22 protein-coding genes are annotated in these 26,466 nt (G+C 66.4%); 7 read left to right on the top strand and 15 right to left on the bottom strand.

The window, feature by feature from the left end; translation table 11 throughout:
• The 4 genes from CDN36_RS18030 to CDN36_RS18045 form a co-directional block, all read right to left on the bottom strand.
• Positions 1-4,131 (bottom strand): tetratricopeptide repeat protein, encoded by a 4,131-nt coding sequence (locus CDN36_RS18030; protein WP_287497488.1) that lies wholly within the window; start codon positions 4,129-4,131, stop codon positions 1-3.
• On the bottom strand, positions 4,124-6,895 hold the full coding sequence (locus CDN36_RS18035) for a bifunctional glycoside hydrolase/polysaccharide deacetylase family protein (RefSeq protein WP_287497489.1): 2,772 nt from the start codon (positions 6,893-6,895) through the stop codon (positions 4,124-4,126). The genes CDN36_RS18030 and CDN36_RS18035 overlap by 8 nt, the downstream gene beginning before the upstream one ends.
• Before the next feature lie 933 nt (positions 6,896-7,828).
• Positions 7,829-8,368 (bottom strand): outer membrane lipoprotein, encoded by a 540-nt coding sequence (locus tag CDN36_RS18040; RefSeq protein WP_287497490.1) that lies wholly within the window; start codon positions 8,366-8,368, stop codon positions 7,829-7,831.
• 37 nt (positions 8,369-8,405) lie between these two features.
• Positions 8,406-8,624, bottom strand: coding sequence for a hypothetical protein (locus CDN36_RS18045; RefSeq protein ID WP_287497491.1), 219 nt, complete (start codon positions 8,622-8,624; stop codon positions 8,406-8,408).
• 272 nt (positions 8,625-8,896) lie between these two features.
• On the opposite strand from CDN36_RS18045, the gene CDN36_RS18050 reads away from it, so the two are divergent.
• Positions 8,897-10,378, top strand: coding sequence for an MFS transporter (locus CDN36_RS18050; RefSeq protein ID WP_287497492.1), 1,482 nt, complete (start codon positions 8,897-8,899; stop codon positions 10,376-10,378).
• Positions 10,379-10,598: 220 nt separating this feature from the next.
• Here the strand turns inward: CDN36_RS18050 and CDN36_RS18055 are convergent, their stop codons facing one another.
• Positions 10,599-11,075: a CBS domain-containing protein gene (locus tag CDN36_RS18055; RefSeq protein ID WP_150556126.1), complete on the bottom strand. Its 477-nt coding sequence runs from the start codon at positions 11,073-11,075 to the stop codon at positions 10,599-10,601.
• Between the two features lie 587 nt (positions 11,076-11,662).
• Between CDN36_RS18055 and infA the strand changes: the two genes are divergently transcribed.
• Positions 11,663-11,884: a translation initiation factor IF-1 gene (gene infA / locus CDN36_RS18060; protein WP_039393473.1), complete on the top strand. Its 222-nt coding sequence runs from the start codon at positions 11,663-11,665 to the stop codon at positions 11,882-11,884.
• Here infA and CDN36_RS18065 read toward each other — a convergent pair.
• The 4 genes from CDN36_RS18065 to CDN36_RS18080 form a co-directional block, all read right to left on the bottom strand.
• A complete protein-coding gene (locus CDN36_RS18065) occupies positions 11,881-12,342 on the bottom strand; it encodes a GNAT family N-acetyltransferase (protein WP_150556127.1) in 462 nt (153 codons plus the stop codon). The genes infA and CDN36_RS18065 overlap by 4 nt on opposite strands.
• A gap of 1 nt (position 12,343) precedes the next feature.
• The gene (locus CDN36_RS18070) at positions 12,344-12,640 is read right to left on the bottom strand and encodes an acylphosphatase (protein WP_174966392.1); all 297 of its coding nucleotides are present in this window, start codon (positions 12,638-12,640) and stop codon (positions 12,344-12,346) included.
• 132 nt (positions 12,641-12,772) lie between these two features.
• Positions 12,773-13,885: a metallophosphoesterase gene (locus CDN36_RS18075; protein WP_287497493.1), complete on the bottom strand. Its 1,113-nt coding sequence runs from the start codon at positions 13,883-13,885 to the stop codon at positions 12,773-12,775.
• Positions 13,886-14,171: 286 nt separating this feature from the next.
• The gene (locus CDN36_RS18080; RefSeq protein ID WP_287497519.1) at positions 14,172-14,489 is read right to left on the bottom strand and encodes a nucleotide pyrophosphohydrolase; all 318 of its coding nucleotides are present in this window, start codon (positions 14,487-14,489) and stop codon (positions 14,172-14,174) included.
• A 360-nt stretch (positions 14,490-14,849) separates the two neighbouring features.
• Here CDN36_RS18080 and CDN36_RS18085 point away from each other — a divergent pair, with 360 nt between their 5' ends.
• The 4 genes from CDN36_RS18085 to CDN36_RS18100 all read left to right on the top strand — a co-directional run bounded on the left by CDN36_RS18085 (position 14,850) and on the right by CDN36_RS18100 (position 19,189).
• A complete protein-coding gene (locus CDN36_RS18085; protein ID WP_353846867.1) occupies positions 14,850-15,236 on the top strand; it encodes a 2Fe-2S iron-sulfur cluster-binding protein in 387 nt (128 codons plus the stop codon).
• A gap of 63 nt (positions 15,237-15,299) precedes the next feature.
• Complete coding sequence (gene ettA / locus CDN36_RS18090) at positions 15,300-16,967, top strand: energy-dependent translational throttle protein EttA (RefSeq protein ID WP_287497494.1); 1,668 nt, start codon at positions 15,300-15,302, stop codon at positions 16,965-16,967.
• Positions 16,968-17,118: 151 nt separating this feature from the next.
• Positions 17,119-17,904: a 3-hydroxybutyrate dehydrogenase gene (locus CDN36_RS18095; protein WP_150556185.1), complete on the top strand. Its 786-nt coding sequence runs from the start codon at positions 17,119-17,121 to the stop codon at positions 17,902-17,904.
• A 103-nt stretch (positions 17,905-18,007) separates the two neighbouring features.
• On the top strand, positions 18,008-19,189 hold the full coding sequence (locus tag CDN36_RS18100; protein WP_150556130.1) for a DUF3734 domain-containing protein: 1,182 nt from the start codon (positions 18,008-18,010) through the stop codon (positions 19,187-19,189).
• A gap of 119 nt (positions 19,190-19,308) precedes the next feature.
• On the opposite strand, the gene CDN36_RS18105 is transcribed toward CDN36_RS18100, so the two are convergent.
• The 4 genes from CDN36_RS18105 to CDN36_RS18120 all read right to left on the bottom strand — a co-directional run bounded on the left by CDN36_RS18105 (position 19,309) and on the right by CDN36_RS18120 (position 24,265).
• Positions 19,309-21,042, bottom strand: coding sequence for a chemotaxis protein CheW (locus tag CDN36_RS18105; protein ID WP_287497495.1), 1,734 nt, complete (start codon positions 21,040-21,042; stop codon positions 19,309-19,311).
• Complete coding sequence (locus CDN36_RS18110) at positions 21,039-21,566, bottom strand: chemotaxis protein CheD (protein WP_150556132.1); 528 nt, start codon at positions 21,564-21,566, stop codon at positions 21,039-21,041. The genes CDN36_RS18105 and CDN36_RS18110 overlap by 4 nt, the downstream gene beginning before the upstream one ends.
• Complete coding sequence (locus CDN36_RS18115; RefSeq protein WP_150556133.1) at positions 21,550-22,392, bottom strand: CheR family methyltransferase; 843 nt, start codon at positions 22,390-22,392, stop codon at positions 21,550-21,552. Before CDN36_RS18115 ends, CDN36_RS18110 begins: the two co-directional genes overlap by 17 nt.
• 175 nt (positions 22,393-22,567) lie before the next feature.
• Entirely contained in the window at positions 22,568-24,265 is a 1,698-nt protein-coding gene (locus CDN36_RS18120; protein WP_287497496.1) for a methyl-accepting chemotaxis protein, read from the bottom strand.
• 720 nt (positions 24,266-24,985) lie between these two features.
• Here CDN36_RS18120 and CDN36_RS18125 point away from each other — a divergent pair.
• A complete protein-coding gene (locus CDN36_RS18125; protein WP_174966393.1) occupies positions 24,986-25,123 on the top strand; it encodes a hypothetical protein in 138 nt (45 codons plus the stop codon).
• Between the two features lie 134 nt (positions 25,124-25,257).
• On the opposite strand, the gene CDN36_RS18130 is transcribed toward CDN36_RS18125, so the two are convergent.
• Together CDN36_RS18130 and CDN36_RS18135 are read right to left on the bottom strand one after the other, a co-directional pair.
• Entirely contained in the window at positions 25,258-25,563 is a 306-nt protein-coding gene (locus tag CDN36_RS18130; RefSeq protein WP_150556135.1) for a hypothetical protein, read from the bottom strand.
• 400 nt (positions 25,564-25,963) lie between these two features.
• The gene (locus tag CDN36_RS18135) at positions 25,964-26,257 is read right to left on the bottom strand and encodes a hypothetical protein (protein ID WP_287497497.1); all 294 of its coding nucleotides are present in this window, start codon (positions 26,255-26,257) and stop codon (positions 25,964-25,966) included.
• Positions 26,258-26,466: the final 209 nt, after the last annotated feature.

Genomic DNA, 26,466 nt, shown 5'->3' on the forward strand with positions numbered 1-26,466 from the left:
TCAGTAGAACAGTCGGTAGGCGACACCGACCTGCGTGGTGGCAACACCAGTGCCGTTGGTGATGTCGTGCGAGTAGTAAATGCGTGCGTGGTCGTTGCCGATGACCGACCCGGCGATGCCCAGGTTGACCTGGGGCCCCCAGCCCTGCTGGCTGTCGTGAATGTAGCCGGCGTCCAGATACGGCCGCCAGGCGCGACGGTAGGTGTTCTGGTAGTCCTGGCCGAATCCGGCCATCACGCCGTATTGCGTGGTCGTGATCGGCATGAACTCGGACGCCAGGGGTACCGTGCCGGTCGGCAGCAGGACGGCGAGCGAATTGACGGTGTTGTTGCTCGGCGTATAGATGCCGCGCTCGGCCACGAGGCGGATGTTCAGGTCGGGGTAATCGATGCGCAGCTTGTATCCCAGTTCACCGCCGAAGCGCCAGCCGCGGCCGAGGTAGGTGCGGTCCTGCGCGTGAAAGCGATCGTATTCCGCGTTGGCCTGACCATACCACCGCCCATCGCCCGCCCACAGCATCTGCATGCTGCCGAAATCGCGGGTGGCCGCGACCTGCGTGTTGGGCGCAATGTCGGTGAACTGGTTGTAGCCGACCTGGAACGTGGTCGTGAGCGGCGAGTTGCGGTTGAACGCGGCCGACACGAGCCCCGTGAAGAAGCTGTTGAGTTCGGTGCGATGGCCGAGCGTGAACGCCAGATCCCGATCGACCGTGCGATCGCGCACGGTGAAGTTGAATATCCGGTCGTGCGCGGGCACCCAGGCCAGCTGCGAGGTATCGACGGTTCGCTGGTTGCGCTGAATGGCCTCGAGCGTCACGCCGATCCGGCTCGTGAGGTTGAGGCTGCCGATCAGCGAACTCTCAAGGTAGCTCAGCGGCGCCTGACGGGAATAGAAGAGATCGAAGCCGGCGTTGGAACGGTCGCGCAGGATCGTGTCGGTAAACGTCGTGTGAACGGCGTCGTTGTTCGGGGCGCCGTCGGCGGCGCGCCAGGCGAGCGTTTGCGCCTGCGGTGCGCGGCCGAGCCGCTCGTTGGCCTCGATTTCGTTCTCGATGGGCATGCGGCCCTGACGGCGATCGAGCAATTGCGCCATCTTGTCGCGATCGTTGTTCTCCAGCGCGAGCGCGATCTCGGCATCGGCCGGGCGCAGGAGCCGGTTCGTATACTCGCGCGCCAGCCATGCGCGCGCGAGATCGAAATCCTCGCCGGAGAGTGCCCAGGCGAGCCCGACGTCGCGCGTGGTCGCGCTGATGACGGCCTGACGCGACATCAACGACGGATCGCGCTGCCCGGGGTTGTCGGTCGCGGGCTTGAGCGGGGCCAGCTCGGCCGAGTCGCCGAGCAGCGAGTCGGCGACCTTGGCGCTGTCGGCGGAGCGTCGATCCTCGCGCAGGAGGTTGACGAGCAACTGACGCGACGTGTCCGCGTTCGAGAACACCTGCGCCAGCGTGACGCGGGCGGCCTGGGCTTCGAGCACGCCGTCGTTGTCGGACGTGAGCGCTGCCAGACGTTGCACCACGGCGCCCTGGCGGCGGCGCGACGCGAAACGCAACTGCCCCGATTCCGCGCGGGCCTGAAGATCCTTCCAGGCGCCCTGGCGAATCTTCCAGGCCGTGCCGGCGTCGCCGGCGGCCTCTTCCGCGTCGGCGAGCGACAGCATCCAGAGCGGATCGTCGTCGGAGAGCGCGGCCTGCTGGCGCAGATAGGTCAGCGCCTCGCGAGGATTGCCCAGGCGCAGCAACCCCGCACCGTAGGCGCCCCAGTAGCTGGCGTTGTCGGCGACCATGGGACGGTAGTCGTGCAGGACCGTGCGAAGCTCGTCGTCGCTGCCGTAGTCGACCAGCGCCCACAGGTAGGCCACGCGGACTTCGTCGCCGGCGTTGTCCAATTTCGAGGCGACGCGCAGATCGGCCAGCGCCGCGTCCCAGCGCTGGATCTGCTGGAAATAGACGGCGCGCGTGGCGAGCAGGTCGCCGGATTTTGCGAACTTGTCGCGCTGTTGCGCATCGAGGCCGTCGAGCAATGCCTGCACGCGGTCGTAGGCCCGCGCCTGCGTATAGAAGTAAATCGCCGCCTGCAGCGCGAGGTCCGAATCGTTCTGCCGGAACTCCGCTTCCGCCGTGCGGCCGGCGTCGAGCGGATAGCCCTGGTAGAAGTACGTCATCGCGTTGAAGTCGAGCGCCTCGGCCTTGCCGGTGCGCAACAGCTGTCGATACGCGAAGTTGGCGTCCTCGTCGCTTTGCGTGAGACGCGCGACCTCGGCGGACGTGCGCCAGTAGCCGGCGTCGGCGGGCAAGGTGCCCGCGACGTCGCGCACGCTGCGCAGCTCGGCCAGTGCCTGCGCGAGATGCCCTTTCTGGTAAAGCAGGCTGGAAATGCGCAGCGCATACTGGGACGACGGGCCGAACTCCTTTTGCAACGTCTGGAACGTGGCGAGGGCTTCGGCGTCCTGGCCGATGCGCTGCGCGACGTCGCCTTCGCGCTCGAGCAGGGCGCGACGCTGGCTGCCCGTGGCATGGCGCTTGAGATAGGCGAGCCCTTCTTCCGGACGCCCGAGCCGCTCGTACGTGTTGACGATATCGTCCTTGAGCTTGAGGTTGTCCGGCTGGCGGTCCGCCTCGAAAATCTGGGCCGCCAGATAGGCGTGGTCGTCGTTGAGTTGGGGGGCGAGCTGGTAGACGTTTTCCCACGCCTGCGCGTTGCCCGTGGATTCCGCGTACTTGAGCCAGTAGGCCAGTGCCAGCGGCGCGTGCCCGTTCCACTGCGCGACCTGAGCGAGACGGCGCGTCCAGACGAGCGGGTCGAGCTTGCGTTGCAAGGCCTGCTGCGCGAGCTTCTCGGCGTCGTCGAGCTGACGCGCTTCGACGAACGCCTTGAACGCCAGGTCGTAATCGCTGGCGTTCACGCCGTTGGCGTCGGTGCCCCCGGCGGCGGGTCGCGAGGGCGAGTCCCAGTCGGGACTGCCCGGGATGGCGAGCCTGGCTTTCGGGTCGGCCTGCGCCGGTTGCGAGGACGGCGCGGCATCGGCGGCACTCGCGCCTCGGGCCAGACCCACGTCAGCCACCCGGATGATGCGTGGGCCGTTCGACCGGTGCAGTGCACGCACGCCCGCCGGTCCATCGAGGTAGCGAAAACGTGCGGGCGCGGCGCCGTCGAGACCGCGGCCATCTGCGCCCACGCCGGGCAGCCAGCCCGCAAGGCGGAGGGTTGCGCCATGCGACGTCGGCGTGAGGCTCGAGAGCTTGGTGAGTGCGCGGGCGTACGTCGTCATCAGGTCGGTTCGGCCCGCCTGACGGGCCACGTCGAGCAGATAGCGCAGCGTAACAGGATCGTTGGACAGATCGCCGATGCGCTTTTCCCCTTCGGTGCAGGCGCGCGCCACCTGATTCGCGGAGACGAGCACCCGCATGCCGGCGAGGAACAGCCGCCGACGGTCATCGCGGGTGCGGGCCACGGCCTGCGCGGCGAAATAGGCGTTCGCGGCGTCATCGTAGGCGGACTGGGACAGCGCGGCGTTGGCGAGCTTTTCCTGCCATTGCGCGGCATTGGCGGCGTCGGCTGCCGCCAGCAGGCGGTAGTCGCGCAACATCAATTCGGTCGCGCCCGCCAGACGGGCCTTCTCGGCGAGCATGCGCAGCGTCGGCACGTCCCATTGATATTGCGACGTGGCGTCGAGCAGTTCCACGTACTGCGCCATGCGCTCGGCGCGGCCCGGATCGTCGGCCGGTACGTCGTAGGCGCGTTGCTCGGCGGCGGCCAGGGAGAGCAGGATGCCGCGACGGCGATTCTGTTCGTCGGGCATGGCGCGCAGCTTGTCCGCCACGCGCGTGGCATCGTCCCAGCGGCCGAGGCCGAGATACTGCTGGCCGAGCAGGTCGAGATAGCGCGGTGCGTCGGGCTCGATGCGCAGCCAGGCTTCGAGATAGGCGACGGAGAGCTCGCTCGGCGGTTGCGATGCCACCGAACGCGTTTGCTCCTCATCGCTCGGATGCGCCGCGCCGAGCGCGAGCACGACGCCGGCGCCGATGGCTGCCGTCAGCCACGGCGGGCTCAGGCGCTCTCGCTTCTCGACCGGCCGGGAAGCGGCGGCGCTGTCGAGCGCACGGTCGTTGGGTCGCGTTGCGTCAGTCACATTCCACCCCGATGACATGCATGGTGACAGGCTTCTCGGCAACGCCCGAGACATCGACGCGCAGGCGGCCGGCGCCATCGGCACGACCCTTCGTCACGCCGTCGACGCTCAGGCGGCACCCCGCGGCATTGGCGACGCTCACGAACGGCTTGTAGTACCCGCCGAACCGGAACGACAGGTTGCGGCCCGTGCGCTTGAAGTCGCGCACGAATCCGGCCGCCTCGCTGATGTAGGGCGTACGGTCGGCGCCCTTCGCGCCGATCGAGAATTCGGCCGTGTCGCCGCCCATGTGGATGTAGAGACCGCCCGGACCCGGCAGATAGCCTGCGATGTCCTCGGACGTGCCCATGACGGGCACGCCTTCGCCCGGCCAGCGCATTTCGCGCAGATCCGCGCCGCTGCGAACGCGCCAGCGCACGGGGGCACCGTCTGCCGTCACTTCGCGAGCAACCGCGACGCGACGCCAATCCAGCACGCGCCGAATGTATTCAGTGGTGAAGATCGGGAAGACCGGTTGCCGGAGCACGGCGTTGTAGACGTCCTTCAATGCGTTGAGCGAGGCGACCTTCGTGCCCGAGTACATGTGGTAGTAGAGGTTGACGGCCTTGAAACGGATCGGCTTGTCGGTCATCTCGAAGGTCTCGAGCACGCGCGTGTAGCCGTAATACGGGCCGAGCCAGTCGTTCGTGTAGACGTTCTCGTCCATCACCGCCGCGTACACCTGGAATTCCGTGGGCAGCAGGCCCTTCGCCACGCCGTACGGCGCGATGTTGGTCCAGCTGTTGTTCGTCTTCGTGATGATCGTATCGCCGCCATTGATTGACAGCACGCCCGCCTTCCACGCCTTGCGAATGGCGATGGCCGGCGCCTGGGCGTCGCCGGGCCACTGGAGCACCACCACCTTCTTTCCGGGAGGCGCCAGCCGCTGGTTGATGTAATCGATCGATCCCTGGATCTCGCGGTCGAGGTTGAACCGGTAGTTGGGAATGTCGAGCGAGAAGGCGTCGTCGCCGCCCCATTCCTTGTTGGCCTTGCCGTAGATGCGCTCGCCGGTCTTCTGATTGATCTGTTCGAGGTTGAACGGGTGGGAGTAGGTATGCGTGCCGATCTCGACGTTGGGCAGCGCGAACATCTTGCGCGCGATCTCTTCCAGGCGCGGCGAGATCTTCGGGTACAGGCCCGTGGGTCCGACTTCCCCCTCGATCACCGACAGCGTGGTGGGCACGAGGTATTTCGAGAAGATCTGCTCGTACAGCGCCATCGAACCGTAATCGACGCCGGGGAACTCCGCGCGCGACGCGAAGCCGTCGCCGTCGACGTGCGCGAACATCAGACGGCGCCCGTTTTCGGTCGTCACGTCGGGCACGGGCATCTGCGGCAGCGCGAGTGCCTGGCGCAGGAAGTCGATGGGCTGGATCGCCCAGCGTTCCTGTTCGATGCCCGCGAGCGACGTCACACCGTACGGGTTGAGGGAGTAACCGCCCCACGGCAGCATGCCGGCCATGTCGTAGGTGTAGTCGCCGGCCTTGAGGCGAAGCAGCGGCTCGCCCTTCGGGCCGACACGAACGCCAAGGGCGTCGCGTACGTCCGGCGTCGGCATGATCTCGAAGCCGATCATCGGCGACTTGCTCACCACCCGGGGCTCGACGGCGCCCGGCACGGTGCCCGCCACGCGTTCCAGTCCGAGCACCTGCGCCGTCTGCTGGTCGATGGGGAAGCCGAACTGGCCGATCACCGCCACACGCATGCCTTCGCGGATGCGGGCGAGCAACCAGCGGCGCCAGGCACCGGCGTTGTTCACGTTGCGGTCGATCGACACGACGATGCCCGCATACCGGTCGGTGCGCACGTTCGCCGGCATCTGGCCGCTGTTGGCATTGACGTACTGGACGTCGTAGCCGAGGTAGTTCAGCGGCATCGAAATGTCGCGCGCACCGGTGGTCAGGTCGATCGGCTCGCCGTCGCCCGGCGTCTGCACCATGAGGATCTTGCGCGGCATCACTTCGATACGGCCAACGCCGACGGTTTGCACGTCGGGATCCGTGACGAAGGCACGCACGCCTTTCTGATCGAGCGAGCGCGCGGTGGTGCGACGGCAGGCGAGGTCGGCGCTCTCGCAATAGTCCATGGCGAACGTCGGCAGATGCGCCTGGTTGCGCAACGCGTCGAGCTGCGCGAACGCCGCCGCCTGCACGTTGGCGGGGGTGTCGACGAAGATCATCGCCGCCGCGTCGTAACGGCGATACAGCCCGTCGGCCAGCACGCCGGCCAGCGCGGGGGCGAGCGAGGTCGCCGCGTTCAGGTGATTCCTCAGCACGAGCCGGGCGTCCGGGTAGCGTGCATGAATGCCTTGTACGCGCGCGACGATGCGTGCATCGCTCTCGGCGTCGCCGGTGAGCGGTGCGCCGTCGTCGATCAGGAAGTTGCGAAAGCCTTTTTGCCACAGCGGCGCGATACGCGCGTCGACGAAGGCGTCGGGCGTTTGCGTCGTGTCGCGCGCGTCGGCACGCGCGAACCACTGGGTGCGGGGAGCGATCGAGGCGTCGGGCAACGATGCCTGTGCCGGATCGATCACGACCCAGTCGAATGCCTGAAGCGCGTCGACAGGAATATCGTCGCCGTAGTACAACGCGATGTCCGGGATGGCCGACTGCGGCGAAGCCAGGGACAACGATGTCGTCGACTGGGCCTGCGCGGCCGTCGGGGCCGCTGCGACCCCGACCGTGCCGATCGCCACCGCGGCGGCGAGCAGCAGGTGAGCCATCGCTCGTACAGGCCGTGCGATCACCGGTGCGGTCCCCCCGAGGTCCATGACCGTTTGACCATGGTGCGTTGTCGATGCGTCGTGTTGTCCAGTCGAAACCATTGGCATGAGTGCAATTTGCGTTCCACGATCCACCGCTCGTCATGGGGACAGCAGGTCGATCGATCGTCGGATTAGCGCTGGCGTGCGGCCAGTACGATCGGATGCCGCGCCCGCGCGATAGATGACCACGAGTGCGGGTGATGCACATGCTGTGCCGAAGACGGGTGCGTGAATGACGTGCAACGGGCAATCGTGGCGATTGCGCGTTCCCCGACACGACGCGTCCGTGTTCCCGGCGTTGTCGCGATTGCGCGCTGTCGACGCGGCTCGGTCAGGATTCCAAATCACAGGATTCCGAAGCGGTCGAGAACGCAAAACGCCGGATCCGATGCGGGATACAGCGTGAAATTGCGCGGCAAGTTCTTGTCGACTTGCTTAGGCGACGAACTCTAAAGTACGGCCGTCCCAATAACGTCCCCCAAAAACGTGCATGGTCGCGCGGTAAATCCAGGCCCGTCGGGCCGCGGTGAGGGAAGCGACCGGCATTGCATGTTTCGCAGCATGGAAGTTGCAAAAGACGCGGGCATTTCCGGTGCGATGGCGCGTTTGCGCGCGAGGTGAAATGGGCGATGACGGCGGTGTCGTCTGGCGCAACGTAATGGACGCGAAGCGTAGCATAAGTGCGTGACACCATAAAGCGCCCTTGCGGTGCTTGGCACACCCATGTGTCGCGGCTATTTCGTCTGGTCAAATGGTCGGGGTCGAGCCATCCCGACAGGCACCGACAAGCAGGGGAGGCGTGCGGTGAGGCGACCCGGAAAACAAAACGCCCGCCGGAGGGCAACCGGCGGGCGTTTCGATTCGTTTCGCCGTGCGTCGACGGCGCGATGCTCAGTACGGATACACCGTGTCGTTCGCCACGGCACAGCGCTGACCCTGCTGCACGCGCAGCGGCGGCGCCTGCGTGACCGTGGCGACGCGGCCGTCGTCCAGACGCACGGTGATGCGATAGAGCACGTTCGGCTCACCCATGCTGTTCTCGATGCGGTTGCCCGCGATGCCGCCGATGACCGCGCCGGCAATGGTGGTGGCGGTGCGTCCGCGTCCGCCGCCCATCGTGTTGCCGAGCAGCCCGCCCGCGGCACCGCCGAGGACCGTACCGAGAATGTTCGGGCTGTTATTGGCGCCGTTCAGTTGTTCGATCGACTGGACCGTTCCGTAGAGCGCTCCCTGCTGCTGCGGCTGCTGGTATCCCTGCTGATAGCCTTGCTGGTAACCCGGCTGATAGCCCTGCTGGTAGCCCGGTTGCTGGTATCCCTGTTGGTATCCCGGCTGCTGGTAGCCGCCATATTGCTGGCCCGGAGCCACGCAACCGGCGAGCATGACGGCGCCCAGGGCCGCGCTGATTCCCGTAAGTGCTTTGATGTTCATTTTGGATCGTCCTCGTGAGCGTGAGGTAAATGCGGCGTCACCGCAGATCGAGCGTGACGTTGCGCACAATGTGGCACATCTGTTGCGACCACGACGCGGAATGTAGGGTTCCGCCGATCTTTATGCTGTAAGAAAAGGTAAGCGTTTGTAATGACGCGGCGTGGCGCACGCCGCCGGCGCCGAGGTCAGGCTCGGCATCGCGTCGAAAGGCGTTGGTGCGCGCGAGGCTGCCACGATTCCCCTGCAAAGCCTGCAAAGGGCTCCCCGATGATATTCCCATCAGGCAAGACGAGGGGGCATGCTCTGTAAATGCTTAATCCCAAAGTGGAATCCTCTCAAATTTCCGAAAAATATCGAGTGTTTATGAAGTAATCGCCCGGATATTGATCGTCTCGCGCGGGAATCATCTAAGCATATAACCAGAAATCACTTGGATGAGGCGGTACCAAGCGGTAACATCGCGACCTTTGGCGACGGCTGCCCCACGGGCCTTGTCGCTCCCACTCACGCATTTTTCCGTTCCGTTTCATGTCCGTTGACGTTTCCCTGTCTTCCGCCGCGTCTGTGCACGCTGGCTCCGCGGCGTCGGCCGCGTCCGCTGGCTCCGCCGGCTCCGCCGTCATCCGCTCGGCGGCCGACGTTGCCCGACTCGTCAACGAGGGCGGCGCCCGCGTGTCGAACGCCCGATGGATCGTGGCCATCGCACTGGGCGGTGTGTTCCTCGATGCCTACGACCTCGGCGCACTCGCCTTCGGCCTCAAGGACGTGACACGCGAGTTCAATCTCACCCCGGCGGGCACTGGCATGGTGGCGTCCGCGATCACATTCGGTGCGATTGTCGGGGCGTTCCTTGGCGGGTTCCTGACCGACCGTATCGGCCGCTACCGGGTGTTCATGGCCGACATGCTGTGCTTCGTGATTGCAGCCATCGCCTGTGCGCTCGCCCCCAACGAGTATGTACTTGCTGGCGCGCGTTTCGTGATGGGGTTGGGCGTCGGTATCGATTTGCCGGTGGCCATGGCATTCCTCGCCGAGTTTTCCAAGCTCAAGGGGCGGGGGAACAAGGCTGCGAGGGTCGCGATGTGGTGCCCGACGTGGTACGCGGCGATCTGCGCGTCGTACCTGCTGGTGCTGCTGTGCTACTCGGCGCTGCCGTCGTCGCACAGTGCGCTGCTGTGGCGCATCATCCTGGGCTTCGGGGCAATTCCCGCACTGGCGATCATCGCCGTGCGCAGCCGTTATATGAGCGAGTCGCCGGTGTGGGCGGCTAACCAGGGCGATCTCGACGGCGCGGCGAAGATTCTGAAGCGCTCGTACGGGATCGACGCCGTGGTGGCACCGGATGCCGAGCGCGCCGCGCCGAAGCGTCCCGCGTCGTGGAGCAACTACGGTGCCCTGCTCAAGGGGGTGTACCTGCGTCGTACCACGCTCGCGACGATCATCGCCGTGGCGTCGTCGTTCGCCTATAACGCGGTGGCGTTCGGGCTGCCTGTGATCATCGCCAGCTTCCTTGCCCAATCGATGCTCACGACGATCCTGACGTCGCTCGCGCTCAATCTGCTGTTCGCATTCACCGGCGGCCTGCTGGGCGTGCGCCTGGTGCCGAAGGTGGGGGCCTGGAAACTCACGGTGGTCGGCTACGCGTTTCAACTGACGGCGCTCGTCGGCCTGGCGCTTGTGGGCAAGCCCGCGGGGGGTGTCCAGGTGGCCTGGGCGCTAGGCTTCCTTGCGCTGTTCCTGCTGGGGCAGGGCTTCGGTCCGGGCGCGCATTCGATGACGTTCGCGTCGCTGAGCTATCCGACGTCGTTGCGTGGCGTGGGCGTCGGCTTCAACCAGACGCTCATGCGCGCCAGCTCGACGGTTTCGCTGTTCCTGTTTCCGGTGCTGGCCGCCGCGCTCTCGACGAAGGTGTTCTGGGTGATCGCCGTCGCACCGGCCATCGGTCTGCTGGCGCTGCTCGCGATTCGCTGGGAGCCGTCGAACTACGACGTCGACGCCGAGGACTTCTGACGTTCTGCGGGGCCACGGGCAGAATGACACGGCCGCCGTCATGGCGGCCGTTTTTCGTTGTGGGCCGGGCCGTGGCCCGTCCGTCGACGATTTGCTCGCTCGCTCCGGAAAAAACGGCGCTTCGTGTGAAGCGCCGTGCCCCCTGATTGCGCCGCCGACGGGTTCGCGAGCGGTCGGCCCGGACCGGCCCGGCTTTCCGGGCTTTCCGGCCTTTCCGGCGTCAGCTCGGCCGCGAAGGCGAGCGGCCCGCCATGGCGGCGGCGCCTCCCATGATGTAGTTCTCGAGCTGGTCGATGGTGAACTGCTGCTCGGAGATGATCGCCTTGACGAGGTCGCCGATCGAGAGCAGGCCCACGAGTTCGCCGTCCTTCATGACGGGCAGGTGGCGGATGCGATGCTCCGTCATCAGCGACATGCATTCCTCGTTCGTCTGATCGGGGCTCACGTAGCGCACTGCCGAGGTCATGACGTCGCGCACCGGGGTGTTGACCGATGTGCGTCCCATGAGCGCCACTTTGCGCGCATAGTCGCGCTCGGTGAAGATGCCCACGATCGTGCGGTCGTCTTCGCTCACGAGCACCGCACCGATGCGCGCTTCAGCCATCAGCGTCAGGGCGTCGAGCACCGAATCGGACGGGCGCACCTTGTACACCGTGTTCACCGATTTGGACTTCAGGATCTGAGCGACTGTTTTCATGATCAATCCTCCTGCGGGCTACGGGTACTTACAGCATAGTTGAGGGCGCGCCGCGCGTCATGCTCGCGTTCTCACCGAGTCGACCGGACGCCCCGGGGCGCGAAATGGTCCCTCGGTGCTCGCCATGATGCAATGCGCCACAAATTGCCTCGGAAAGCCCCCGGCATGGCCTGCCGGCAGCACATTTTTCCCACGGGCGACGCAGAAAGGCGTATGCTTGCGGAATCGGCGAAAATTCGCCGATCATCGCCTGACGATCGCGAAATGCTTTATCGGCGCCGCTGACAGCCATGTCCCGCGGGCCGGACCACTCGCTGTGCCGATGACGCGGACCGCACGGTCTTCGCCCTCCCGACACGCACTGCTCGTCATTGCGGCACTGCCGCAATGTGCCTTGCTCCTTCGAACCATCGCCGCGTTTCGGTGCGCCGCCATGTCCGACATGGCCGGTCCGCCGGGTAGGCTCCTTTTGGCGTTCGATGTGCACCCCGCCAAGCACCGGGGTGCGGCGAAGGTATTGGCGAACGAACCTTCTGTAACACCGGTGCCGCGCCCCTCGCGAGCGGCGCCCAAAAGAGGACACGATATTGGCCAAGGAAGAACTGATCGAATTCAGCGGACACGTTTCGGATGTGTTGCCGGACAATCGCTTTCGCGTCACGCTCGAGAACGGCGTGGAAGTGGTGGCATATGCGAGCGGCCGCATGCAGAAGAACCGCATCCGCATTCTCGCGGGTGACCGCGTGACGCTGGAGATGTCGCCCTACGACCTGAGCAAGGGCCGCATCAACTACCGTCACAAGAACTAGGTCAGCGACGTCGTCTGACTCTGACGCGCCAGCCGCTGCCCGTCGCGGGCGTAGCCATGGCGCGCATAGAAGCGATGCGCGGCGACCCGATGGTCGCTGCTCGTCACTTCGAATTTCTCGCACCCCCGCTCGCGGAACCACGCGTGCGCGGCCGCCATCAGCGCGTGCCCCACGCCCGAGCCCCGCACATTTTCTTCCACCACCAGCGCCGTAATGCGCCCTAGCCGCCCCGCCAGATGGAACATGGTGAGCGCGTGCAACCCGATGCATCCCACAATCTGCCCGTCGGCGTCGAGCGCGACGAACGCGGCGTCGTCGCCCTGCGCCGCCGACAGCGCGATATTGCGCCGGACGATCTCCAACGGCGTGTCGTAGCCGAGCTGCGAGAGCAGCGTCACGATGCGCGGCGCGTCATCGTCGATGGCAAGGCGTGTGCGAAGCGTGGCGGGGCGCGTCATGTCAGAGCTGTTCGAAACGGTCGAAACGCCGGCTCGTGTACTCGACTTCGCTCTCGAAGTCGGTCACGCGTGCACCGGGCGGGCCATGCCGCATCCACTCCAGCATTTTGTCGACCTGGTCGGGCGTGCCCTGCACCATGGCGACGATGTCGCCCTCGGGCAGCGCCTGCACCCAGCCGCGCACGCCGATCAGGTGACCCTCGCGCACGGCCGCCTGACGGTAGCCGACGCCCGTGATCTTGCCGCGCAGACGCACGGCAACGGTTTCGAGCGAAGAGGCGGGTGGCAGTGACTTCATGACGGCAGCAGCATGGGACATTCAGGCAAGGGCGATTGTAGCGTCATCGAATGCCGCTCGCCCGGGCAGCGCGGCGGCGCCGGGGAAGGCGCGAAGGCACGAAGGCGGATGCCGCGCAGACCGGGCCCGGGCTCAGGCGTTGCCCGGAACCAGCCGGATCCGCGTGATCTCCGAGGGCGCGCCGAAGCGCTTGGGCGGGCCCCAGTAACCGGTGCCGCGGCTCACGTACACGGCCAGCCGCCCCAGCCGATGCAGGCCATGCACGAAGGGCTGTTGCAGCGGCACGAAGTACATCCACGGCCAGAATTGTCCGCCATGCGTGTGACCGGAGAGTTGCAGATCGAAGCCGGCTTCCTGGGCCGCGGGCGCGCTGCGCGGCTGGTGTGCGAGCAATACGCGCGGGACGCCTTCGGGCGAGCCCGCCGCGGCGGCCATGGGGTCGCTGCGCTTTGCCGGGTCGAAGTGATGCGCGGTGAAATCCGTCACGCCGGCAATGGTCAGCGCCGCGCCCTCGTGGTCGAGCACCACATGCTCGTTTTCCAGCACGGTGAGGCCGAGTCGGCGCAATTCTTCGACCCACGCCGGCGCGCCCGAGTAGTACTCGTGGTTGCCGGTGCAGACATAGGTTCCGTGGCGCGACGTGAGCCGGGCGAGCGGCGCAATGTGCTCGCGCAGCGCGGGCACGCCGCCGTCGACCAGATCGCCGGTGATGGCCACCAGGTCGGGCTTGAGTTCGTTCGCGGCCTCGACGATCGCTTCGATGTACCGGCGCCGGATCGTCGAGCTCACGTGAATGTCGCTCAACTGCACGATGGTGAAGCCTTTGAGTGCGGGCGGCAGGTCGGCGATGGGCACGTCGATCTCGACCACGCGGGCGAGGCGCCGCGCGTTGTAGAAGCCGAGCAGGGTCGACACGGCGGTGAGCACCAGCACGATGATGGCCGAGCGCGTGGCGAGTTGGGCGTCGGCCCCGGAGACCGCCAGCGCCACGCCGAGCACCACGTCGCGCAGGACCGTGAGTACGAACAGCGACGAGAAGATGCCGATGGCCGTCATGCCGGCCCAGGTCAGCAGCGTCGCAAGCGGCTCGCGCTGGATGGCGCGGCTCATGAGGCCCAGGGGGATGAGCACCGTCGACGCCACGAGCCACGCCGCGCCGAGCACCTTCCAGCCGGGGGCGACCGGCAGGGGCGTGAGCAGGCGCCAGCCGATGTAGGCGTGCAGCAGCGCGATGATGGCGAGCATGAGCCAGCGCGGCCGCGCGGGCAGCGTGCGTCGCGACGGCTTGCCGTGCGCGTGCGCCGCGCCAGGCGGTGACGGCGACGCCGTGGGCGCCGTGGGGGGCGGGGACGCCTGAGAGGCCCGAGAGCCTGGAGAGGACTGCGACATGGACATGAATCTCTTCGACATTCGAGGGAATCGCCTTGGGACGCGCGCAACCGTAATGCCCGGTATGGCCGGTATGCCCGATACGCCCGGTACGCCCGGTACGCCTGGTATGGGGGCGCGGGGCGACATTGCAAGGTGTGGGTCAGGCCGGCGGCACCGGATACTTTTCGGCGTTCATGACGAGTTTCTCGTGTACGGCGCGATTCAGGTCGACACCGAGTACCGAGGCGAGCCGCACGAGATACATGGCGATATCGGCCAGTTCCTGCTCCACGTGTCGCGCTTCGCTCGTCTGCATGACGGCCTTCGCTTCGGCCTCGGTGTGCCACTGGAAGATTTCGACCAGTTCGGCGACTTCGACCGACAACGCCATCGCAAGGTTCTTCGGCGTGTGATGGCGGTGCCAATCGCGCGCATCGGCAAACGCGTGCAGCGCGGCTTCCAGGCCGGACGTGTCGATGAGGCCGGTGGGCCCGGTGGATCCAGCAGGCTGTCCCGCAGCCGCGGCCTCCGATGACGGCGCGTTGACGGTCATATTGGCGGCCACATTGGCGGCCACATTGGCGGGCTTGCCGTTGGGCTTACTGGCGGGCGCGTGTGCAGGCGTAGTTTCGGGGGCGGCGGACATGGGCGGACCGTAATGGAGATCGCAGCGCACGGCGGGCACGGAGCGAAGGGGCGGCCGGGCATTGCCGGGCGACGGACCTCGATGCCCGCGACGCGCCCGCCGAGGCGACAAAAGGTCGGGGAACGGGTTATGGTAGCGCGTTGGCGCAAGATGCGCCGTGCACCGTTTCGACGCCCACCGAGCGCCTTTGCCTTGAACCGTCCGCCCCCCGACTCCGCCAACGTCTCCGAACCGTGCGCCGACGCCGCGCGCGACACTCGTGCGCCAGGCGCGCCTGCATGCCGCATCACGCTTGCGCCGTCGGGCTGGCAATTCGATGCGCCGCCCGACGTGCCGATTCTGCTCGCCGCGCAGGCGGCGGGCGTCAGGCTGCCGAGCCTGTGCCGCAACGGCACGTGCCGGGCCTGTCTGTGCCGGGCGCAGACGGGCGGCGCACCGGCGCCGGTAACGTACCGCATCGAGTGGCCGGGCATGTCGCGCGAGGAGAAGGCCGAGGGCTGGCTGTTGCCTTGCTGCGCCTACGCGCGCGGCGAACTCGTGATCGACGCGCCCGATGCCGTGCGTGTCGCCCTTTGTTAAACTTGCCGCTATCTGGCGCTCGCCCGAGAGCCGTCACAACCGTTTCAGAATCAGGAAAGCCGAATGGCACAGTACGTATTCAGCATGAACCGCGTGGGCAAGATCGTGCCGCCCAAGCGTCATATCCTCAAGGACATCTCCCTGTCGTTCTTCCCGGGCGCCAAGATCGGCGTGCTGGGCCTGAACGGCTCGGGCAAATCGACGCTGCTCAGGATCATGGCGGGCGTCGACAAGGAGATCGAGGGCGAAGCGATCCCGATGGCAAACCTGAACATCGGTTATCTGCCGCAGGAGCCGCAGCTCGACCCGGAGCAGACAGTGCGCGAGGCCGTGGAAGGCGGCATGGGCGAGGTGATGCAGGCACGCGCGAAGCTCGACGAAATCTATGCCGCATACGCCGAGCCTGACGCCGACTTCGACGCTCTCGCCGCCGAGCAGGCCAAGTACGAAGCGATTCTTGCCGCGAGCGACGGCAACAATATCGAGCAGACGCTGGAAGTTGCCGCCGACGCGCTGCGCCTGCCGCCGTGGGACGCCAGGATCGGCGTGCTCTCGGGCGGCGAGAAGCGCCGCGTGGCGCTCGCGCGTTTGCTGCTCTCCAAGCCCGACATGCTGCTGCTCGACGAGCCGACCAACCACCTGGACGCCGAATCGGTCGACTGGCTCGAACAGTTCCTCACGCGCTTTCCGGGCACCGTGGTGGCCGTGACCCACGACCGTTACTTCCTCGACAATGCCGCCGAGTGGATTCTCGAACTCGACCGCGGTCACGGCATTCCCTGGAAGGGCAACTACAGCTCGTGGCTCGACCAGAAGGAGCAGCGCCTGAAGCAGGAAGAGGCGAGCGAGTCGGCCCGTCAGAAGGCGCTCAAGAAGGAACTGGAGTGGGTGCGCCAGAACCCGAAGGGCCGTCAGGCGAAGTCGAAGGCGCGTCTGGCCCGCTTCGACGAGCTGAACAATCAGGAATACCAGAAGCGCAACGAGACCCAGGAAATCTTCATCCCCGTGGGTGAGCGCCTGGGCAACGAGGTGATCGAATTCAGGAACGTCTCGAAGGCCTTCGGCGACCGTCTGCTGATCGACGATCTGAGCTTCACGGTGCCGCCGGGCGCCATCGTCGGCATCATCGGCCCGAACGGCGCCGGTAAATCGACCCTGTTCAAGATGCTCACGGGCCGCGAGCAGCCGGACAGCGGCGAGATCAAGATCGGGCCGACCGTGAAGATGGCCTACGTCGATCAGAGCCGCGACGCGCTCGACGGCAACAAGACCGTGTTCGAGGAGATTTCGGGCGGCGCCGATGTGCTTACCGTGGGCAAGTACGAAACGCCGTCGCGCGCCTACATCGGCCGCTTCAACTTCAAGGGCTCGGACCAGCAGAAGCAGGTCGGCTCGCTCTCGGGCGGCGAGCGCGGCCGTCTGCACATGGCCAAGACCCTGATCTCCGGTGGCAACGTGCTGCTGCTCGATGAACCGTCGAACGACCTGGACGTCGAGACGCTGCGCGCGCTGGAAGACGCCTTGCTCGAATTCGCCGGCTGCGTGCTGGTGATCTCGCACGACCGCTGGTTCCTCGATCGCATCGCCACGCATATTCTGGCTTTCGAGGGCGACTCGCACGTCGAGTTCTTCCCGGGCAACTATCAGGAGTACGAGGCCGACAAGAAGAAGCGCCTCGGCGAGGAGGCAGCAAAGCCGAAGCGAATCCGCTACAAGCCGATCGCGCGGTAATGCAGGAAAAGGCGCCGCAAGGCGCCTTTTCCGTTTGGACGCGATCAAGCGAACGTGGTGAACGCTGTATATCCGACGAGCCATGCCGGTGCGCCCAGCACCGCATGACCCGCCATTTTGACGAATCGGGAGTGTGCAAATGAGCCAGTCAGTGAATCAGTTGGATGGAAAGGTCGCCGTGGTCACCGGGGCGGCGAGCGGCATCGGCAAGGAAATCGCGCTCACGCTCGCGCGTGCCGGCGCGGCAGTCGCCATTGCCGATCTGAACCAGCAGGGCGCCGACGCCGTGGCCGAAGAGATCAAGGCGGCGGGCGGGCGCGCGATCGGCGTGGCGATGGACGTGACGAACGAAGACGCCGTGAACGGCGGCATCGACAAGGTCGCCGAAACGTTCGGTTCGATCGACATTCTGATTTCGAACGCGGGCATTCAGATCGTCAATCCGATCGAGAACTACGCGTTCGCCGACTGGAAGAAGATGCAGGCCATTCACGTGGACGGCGCCTTCCTCACCACGAAGGCGGCGCTCAAGCACATGTACAAGGACGATCGCGGCGGCATCGTGATCTACATGGGCTCGGTGCACTCGCACGAGGCCTCGCCGCTGAAGTCGGCCTACGTGGCGGCCAAGCACGCGCTGCTCGGGCTCGCGCGCGTGCTCGCCAAGGAGGGCGCGAAGCACAACGTGCGCTCGCACGTCATCTGCCCGGGCTTCGTGCGCACACCGCTCGTCGACAAACAGATTCCCGAACAGGCCAAGGAACTCGGCATTTCGGAAGACGAGGTCATCAAGAAGGTCATGCTCGGCGGCACGGTCGACGGCGTATTCACCACCGTGGACGACGTCGCGCAGACCGCGCTCTTCCTGTGCACGTTCCCGTCGGCCGCCTTCACGGGGCAGTCCTTCGTGGTGAGCCACGGCTGGTTCATGCAGTAACCGGCCAATTAGTAGCCGGCCAATTCCCGACGCGCGAGGCGGGGGCGGGAGCCGCCCGCGCCGTCGCACCCGGTCAGCGTCTGCAAGCCTCAGGAGAACGTTCATGACGGCCAATCCGCCGAAAGTCCCCAAGCGGGCCATCGAACTGCCGCCTTACGAGACGGTGGCGCTCGTGTTGCAGGGCGGCGGCGCGCTCGGGGCCTACCAGGCGGGTGTGTACGCGGGTCTGTACGAAGCGGGCATCGAGCCGAACTGGATCGCGGGTATTTCGATCGGTGCGCTCAATACCGCCATCATCGCCGGCAATGCGCCCGAGCGTCGCGTGGCTCAGCTCGAAGCGTTCTGGCGCACGATCTGCGAGCCGGCCGTGTTCCCACCGCTGCCCGCACCGTTCGAAGCAGCCATCCTCAACGGTCCGGAATCGGGGCGTATTGCGTACAGCGCGTGGCAGGCCTGGCGCGCGTTGGTCGAGGGGCAGAAGGGCTTCTTCACACCGCGCTGGCCGCAGCCGCTGCCCACCGCCATGGGCGATCCCGCGCACGCGAGCTATTACGACACGACCGCGCTGCGCGCCACGCTCGAACGCTTCGCCGACTTCGATCGCATCAACTCGCGCGAGATTCGCGTATCCGTCGGGGCGGTCAACGTGCATACCGGCAACTTCGTCTATTTCGACAATACGCGCGAGGTCCTGCGTCCGGAGCACTTCATGGCGTCCGGTGCGCTGCCGCCGGGCTTTCCCGCCGTGGAGATCGATGGGCAGTATTTCTGGGACGGCGGTCTCGTATCGAATACCCCGCTCTCGGAGGTGCTGGGCACCTCGCCGCGGCGCGACACGATCGCGTTCCAGGTGGATCTGTGGAGTGCGCGCGGCCCGCTGCCGGACAATCTGAACGACGTGGCCGACCGGCAAAAGGACATCCAGTTCTCGAGCCGCACGCGTCTCGTCACGGACAACTTGCAGCGTGCGCAGCATTATCGCCGCGTGTTGCGCGAGGTGCTCGAGCGCGTGCCTGCCGACGTGCGCGCGCATGATCCGTGGTGCCACGCGGCGCAGGAAATCGCGTGCAGCAAACGCTACAACGTGATCCAGCTCATTTACCGGAACAAGGAATACGAGGGCCACTACAAGGATTACCAGTTCGGGCTGGCTGCCATGCTCGATCACTGGTCGAGCGGTCTCGACGACATGCGACGCACCCTCGCGCATCCCGACTGGCTCGCCATGCCGAGCGACACCACGGGCTTCGTCACGCACGACATCCACCGCCACGAAGCCGTCTGAGCCGGGCTGTCACCGTCCCGGCTTCGCGCATAAGCCACGGCGCGCGCCATCACTTCGCCCGCCCGCGGCGCGCCGCTCCCCGCCCCCCCGAGACGCCGCAAGGCTTTGGCGCCGGCGCATCACTGCGCCAGCGCGGTCTCCAGCCGTAGCCTGAGCGGCTGCAGGTCCAGCAGCATCGCCGTGCGCGCCTGAGCGCCGGCCGCCGGCAACTCCACGGCTTCACGCATGTCGTGGCGCATCTCGTGCGTGGCACGGCCGAGCAGCAGCGCCGGCACTGGCAGCTTGTCGGCGTCGTCGAGCGTGACGATGTTCTCGATCGCGTCGACCAGCAGGCCAAACTTGTCCTTGCCGTGTTCGATTACGAGGATCTTGCGCCCCTGCGCATCGTCGTGCGGCGGCATGCCGTAGAGCGCGCGCAAATCGACGATGGTGACCAGCTCGCGGCGCAGGTTCAGGATGCCGCGCACGAAGGGCGGCGCGCCCGGCGCCGGCATGACGTCGGGCGAGTCGTGAATGATCTCTCGCAACTGATCGAGGCGCACCGCGAGCATGTGCTGCAAACGGAACGATACGTAAGCGTGGCGCGTGCCGCGCGACGACTTCGCGCCCATGCGCGCCGCCGCCTCGCTCGCGCTCGCGTGCTGCGTGGCGGGCGCCTCGCGATACAGCTCGCGGTGGCCGCGCGTGAGTTCGAGCACCTGTGAATGCGTGAAGAGTTCGTCGGCGTTGAGCAGCACGATGTCGTCCGCCGGATCGCGCGCGATGCAGCCGGCGAAGAGCTGCGCATGCGACGCGCTGAAGGACGGCACGGCGAGCAGTTCATCGGCGAAGTACGTGACGATGCTGTCCACGGCGTCCACGAGCAGCCCGAAGTGGACGTCCTCCTGCCTGACGATCAGGATGCGGCGCGGGTCGGACGCCGTGCCTGCGATGCCCGCATCCGGGCGGGCGGCCTGCAGGCCGAGGAAGTGCGCGAAGTCGATCACCGGCACGATCGTGCCCCGGAGGTTGAGCATGCCGACGCAGAACGCGCTCGCGAGCGCCGAATTCTGCAGCTCGGGCACGCGGATGATTTCGCGAATCGCGCTCATCGGCAGCGCGAGTCGCGAGCGCTCGACGGTGAACGACACGCACTGCAGGCGCTGACGTTGCTGGCGGCGCTGCGGCGCGCTGAGCGCCTGGCGTGCGATCAACTGCGGCATGTTTTCGATGCGCACGAGGGCGCCCGGCGCGAGGATTTGCAGAATGCGATCGCCGCCGTCGAGCTTGAGCGCGCCCGCGATGACCCGTGGCGCCGTATGCGAGGTGCCGTACTGAAAGCTGGTGCGTTGCGACGCGCGCACGCGCAGGAGCTCGCCTGTGGCGTCGAACCACAGCCCCACGCGCACGCCATCGACGTCGACGATGGCGATCTTGCCGGCGTCGTGGTGCGCCGCGGGCGCGTCGGCCGTCATCGCCAGCAGCGGCTTCAGATCGACGATGGGGATGAGCGTGCCGCGCAGGTTGAACAGCCCGAGCAGGAACGGCGGCGCGAGCGGCACGGGCGTGACGCGCGACGGATAGTTCACCACTTCCTGCAGCGCGGCGATGGGCAGTGCGAATTCAATGCCGCCGAGATGGAACGAGCCGAAGACTTCGGCCTCGTCCGTCCTGGGCATCGTGGGCACTTTGGGCACTTTGGGCACTTTGGGCACTTTGGGCACTTTGGGCGCCTCGGGCGTTGCCTTTGCCGGCGCGCCGACGCCTTGATACGCGTGATAGGGCGACGTCGTCTGCGGCAGAACGGCCGTGCCGGCGACGGCGTCGCGCGTGGAGACCGGCAGGAAGGGAAAGCCTGGCGTGCGAGCATTCATGATTCACGTCCCACGAGTCGGAGGGCCGGGCGGCGAGGGGCGGCCGCGCCGCCGTTGCAGCCGATGGTGCGCACGGCAAATGCGTGCCGTGCGCAGTCGATGGTCAGTTGGCGGCCGACGTCGCCGCCGACTTCGATATGCACGATCGGGATGCCCGCCGCGGTGACGAGCGCCTGCGCCACTCTGGCATTGGCCTCGCCGATCAGCCCGTGCCTCGCCGGCGGCTGGTGCGGCATCATGTTGCCGCCCCCGGCAATCACGGCCTCGATCTCGCCGCGCCGTGCACCGGTCGCCTTCAGGAGCGCGAGCAGCGACGGCACTGCCTGCGTGACGTACTTCGCGCCGATGGCGAGCACCGGCTGCGGCGACTCGGGTAGCAGACAGTGCGCCAGCGCGTACAGGCCGCGCGCCCGCCACATCAGGCCGATACCCACGCAGGAGCCGAGGGTTGCGCGCAACACGTCGCCGCCGCGCCCCAGGCGCACCTCGCCCATCAATACCTGGATGTCATGCGACGGCCCCATTCGGTGCTCCCTGGTTCCGGTAGATGAGCGGCTGCTCGAAGCGATAGCCGGTCGAGAGCCGCGCAAGCGACTCCGATTCGCCGACGATCAGCACGCCGTGGGGGGCGAGCGTGCGGCGCACGTTCTCGAGCACGCGTTCCTGGTCGGCAGTCTCGAAATAGATCAGCACGTTGCGCAGCATGACGAGATCGAAAGCCTCGCGTCGCGCCATGTGCTGGTACAGGTTGTGCTCGGCGAACGTGATGTGGGCGCGTAGCTCCGGCACGACCGTGAAGCCGGCCGCGTCGGCACGGAAGTACTTCGCGAGCATGGCCGGGCGCTGCTGCCGCAGACCGTCGATGCTGCGTCCGCCGTAGCGCCCCGCCGCCGCCGAGGCGAGCACCTGGCTCGAAATGTCGGTGGCGTGGATCTGATACTGGAAGCCCGGGTGGCGCGCGCGAAATTCCTCGCAAATCATCGCCGCCGAATACGGCTCCTCGCCGGAGGACGCCGCCGCCGACCACAGGCGCAGGCTGCGCCCGGGGTTCGCGGCATACCAGCGCGGCAGGTAGTGCTGCGCGAAGTAGTCCCAGACGCGCGGCGTGCGGAAGAACGCCGTTTCATTCGTCGTGACGAGATTCACGAAATTGCGCACTTCGTCCGGTGCGTTCTCCAGCAGCGCGAGATAGTCGCGGTAGCAGCGCAGTGACAGCGTGCGCAGGCGCGGACGCAGGCGGCCTTGCAGCATCGTCCACTTCTTCTCGTTCATCGAGATGCCGGTGTGGCGATGCACGGCGCGCAACAGCGCCTGCTGGGTGCCGGGGTCGACGTCGGCTTCGATTTCCATGGCGGGCCCTCCGGGCGGACGGGTGAGCCGGCCGCGCACGGCGGGACTGTCGGGCGTGGCCGGGGCAATGAGGTAATGAGGCAATGACGCAATGAGGCAGGCCGGGGGCGGGGGGACGGCGCCCTCGGGCGCGCCGCTCGCGGACGCAGCCCGCAGCGGCGCGCGCGCTCCTTCGTTACACCCTGAAGCGCGATACCGTGCGATCGAGCTCCTCGGCGCCCTGGCTCAGACCGGTGGTCGCTTGCGCGATCGTCTCGCACGCGCCCGCCGAGCGCTCGGTTTCCTCGGCCACGTGCTGGATCGCCACGCTCACTTCGCGCGCGGCCACGAGCTGCTCCTCGGCTGCGCAGGAAATTTCCGAGATCGCCTGCGTGGTGCGCGACACGCCCGCCACGATCTTCTCGAACGCTTCGCCCGCCTGACGCGAGACGTCGCTGCCCTGCGCCACGCGTTTGGTCGATTCGTTGATCAGCTTGGAGATTTCCTTGGTGGCCTGTGACGAGCGCTCGGCCAGCTTGCGCACTTCGTCTGCCACGACCGAGAAGCCGAGCCCATGCTCGCCGGCGCGGGCCGCCTCGATGGCCGCGTTGAACGCGAGCAGATTCGTCTGGCCGGCGATCTCGCCAATGACCTTCACGATCTCGCTGATGTCCTCGGATGACTTGTTGATGAGCTCCATCGCTTCGACCGAGCGGGCAATGGCGCGCGCCCCCGTCTCCGCTTCCTGCTGCGTCGATCGGGCGAGCTGATCCGCGCCCTTGGTGTTGTCGGCAATGGAGTTGATCGACGCGGTGAGTTCCTCGATCGATGCATTCATCTCTTCGACGGTCGCCCCGAGCGCCTGCGCGCCCGTGGCGACGGTATTGGCCCGCTCGGCGATGTCGCGCGAGGCGCCCGTGAACTCGCCGGCCGAGTTGACCACCTTGCCGATGACGGCGCGCAGGTCGTCCATCATATGACGAATGCCTTCGGCCAATTGGTCGATGGGATCGGTGCCCGCCACGGCGATCTCACCGGTCAGATCGCCTGCCGCCGCGCGGTTGACCGTCTCGAGCAGGCGCGCCACCTTGCGCTGATCTTCCTCCGCGCGGCGCTTCACGCTTGCCTCGAGCTCGACCTGCTGCGTGATGTCGGTGGCGAACTTCACCACCTTGTACGGTCGGCCGCTGGCGTCGAGGATCGGGTTGTACGTCGCCTGAATCCACACTTCGCGCCCGCCGCGCCCCAGCCGCTTGTAGCGGCCCGCGTCGAATTCACCGCGGTTGAGCTTCGCCCAGAACTCACGATAGGCGTCGGAGAGCGCGTAGTCCGGCTCGCAGAACAGGCGGTGATGCTTGCCGCGAATGTCGTCGAGCGTGTAGCCGAGCGTCTTCAGAAAGTTGTCGTTCGCGGTAATGACCGTGCCGTCGAGATTGAATTCGATGACCGCCTGAGCCAGATCGATCGCGCGCACCTTGCCCTCGAACTCGGCCGTCTGGCGCCGCTGCGCGGTGATGTCGGAGGCGAACTTCACCACCTTGTACGGACGGCCCTCGGCGTCCATGACGGGGTTGTACGACGCCTGGATCCACACTTCGCGCCCGCCCTTGCCGATGCGGCGGTACTCGCCCGAGTCGAATTCGCCCCGATTGAGCCGCGCCCAGAAGTCTTGGTAGGCGCTCGAGCCCGCGTACTCCGGGTCGCAGAACATGCGATGGTGCTTGCCCTCGATCTCGTCGAGCGAATAGCCGAGCGTCTTCAGGAAATTATCGTTTGCGTGCAGTACGTGGCCCTGCATGTCGAATTCGATGATGGCCTGAACCCGGTTGAGTGCGGCGCTGATGGCCTGCAGTTCCTGCTGTTCCATCTGGAATTCAGGCGTTGCGATTTCCATGACTTTTTCCCCTGTTGCGCTTGCCCCGGCGCGTAACTTGCGGCCATCACGAAAGCACTGTTGTTTGAATTCAAATTACCTAACCGAATTGCACAGCCCCCTATAGCGGTGATTACGACACCATCAAATTCGACTTTAGGTCGGTACTTGCCCGAGGATTGCCTGGTCTTTGAAAGGCGAACGCTTCGGAAAGGCCCGTCGGATAAGGATTCAAAGATAAAGGAAACAAATTGAAAGTCGACGCCGTTATCGCGTTATTACCTTTCAAACGCATGGATGGAATAAAGACTCGATTTGAGCCGCGAAGGAAAGGCGCGGCCGAGTGGCGTAGCTCGATGGCGGGGAAGGAGAGGCGGTCCGGCATGTGAAATCCCATGCCTGCCGAACGGGAAAAAAAGTCCCTCCTCCCGCGTCTGAAACGGGAGGAGGGTTGACTCAAGGCCGCACTTTTCGGGGCAATTGAAAGAGCGACGCTTAGCCATACGCAAACCGCATGCCAGCGTCGTTGCCTCGCCAAAACCCGCATGGTGACTGGTTTCGATCGGTGAATCGGGGTGCGGTGTTACGGCTTCGCCCGGCCATGTTACGTAACAAAGTGCGACACGTGTGCTGTTTGGCAACCTTCGCTTACACGGCTTACAGACGCGTGATGGGCCCGCAGACGACGCAACGATATAAAGGAAGCGAACGGATGCACGTTCCCCTATCAGGAGTCAGACCATGAAGTTAGTCGTTGCTGCATTGCTGGCCGTCACCCTTGCCGGATGCGTCGTCGTACCGGCGCGGCCGTACTACGGCGGATATCACGGTGGATATTACGGCGGGTATTACAGTCACCCCTGCTGCTACCGCTATTGACCCTTCGCCGGCCTCGGGCGGACAAGCGGCAATCCGGTCCCCGGCGCCCCAGGCGGTGAAACCGCACCGCCAGCAAGACGAAGCCCCGCGGGATGGTTGTCCGGCGGGGCTTTTCGTTGCTGCGCTTGCGTGGATCAGTGGCGATAGTGGCCGCCGTGGCGGTCCCAGCGGCGATCCCAGCCGCGATCGTGACGCCAGTGCCCCGGGGGCGGTCCACGCCAGTAGTGCGGGCGCGGTGCATAGATCACCGGCGGGGGCGGCGCCACGACCAGCGGTGCGGGCGCCGCATAGAGGGGAGGCGGCGCATAGACCGGCGCCGGCGCCACGATGGCGGGACCGGGAATGCCGATGTTGACCGAGACGTCGGTGCGCGCGAGGGCGCTGCCCGAGGCGATCGCGGCCGCGAAGCCCACAGCGGCGATCCAGTAGTGACCTTTCATCTGTTCTCCTTGTTTGACGACGCGCTCCCCGCGCGGACGAGGTCGGTGCGACCTTGTGGCGACCTTGTGGCGACTGTGGGGCGACCGTGTGGTGGTCCTGTCGTGACCCCGTGGTCGGCGTCTGCCTGTGCGCCGGCGCGCGAATCACGAGCCCCGATTTTACGAAGCGTGCACGCCCGACGGTGCTACGGCGGCACTACAGATGTAACAAGGCGTAAGGGGCTAAGGGGCTAAGGGGCTAAGGGGCTAAGGGGCCGAGGGGCCGAGGGGCCGAGGGGCTGAGGGGCTGAGGGCGTGGGGAGGCATGAGCGCCGTAAGAGGCGTGAGGGACGCAAGAGACGCAAGAGACGTCAGGGAAGTCAGGGAAGTCAGGGAAGTCAGGGAATTGAGGGGGGGGCGCTCAGCGCCGCTCGTGGTCCCGCGGCGCGAGAAAGCTGGCCGGACGACGGCCGCGCCGGGCCGAGGTGGCGAAATACGACGGACGCCGAAGCGCCTGCGTGTCCTGCGGGGAGCGCCAATAGGGCGTGCGCGGCGTGCCGAGCAACTCGCCCGGCCGGTGCGGCGAGAGCGGCGGCATCGACGCCGGCCACGCGAGCGTGCGCCAGCGCGCGCCCGCCGGTACGGCGAGCACGAGCATGACGAACAGAAGCATGACAACGGCGTAGACGACAACAGGCGAGAGGGCGGTCTCCATGGCGAACTCCGGTTGCGGACATGTCGCATGCAGGGGGCATGCGGCCTGGCACGCGAAGTGTAGCGTTTTTACTATAGTTCATGCCGCTCGGACTGACACTCGGTTGTCGCCACGCGGGTTGCGAGACTACACTACAAACGCAGTTTCCCGAATGCCGTCGCCCCGCGCGGCGGCTCGCTGGCGTGCATCGCCACTTCGCTGCCCGGGGG

It is taken from the genome of Pandoraea sp. CB10b_02 (assembly GCF_002216225.1).
GTDB lineage: Bacteria > Pseudomonadota > Gammaproteobacteria > Burkholderiales > Burkholderiaceae > Pandoraea > Pandoraea nosoerga.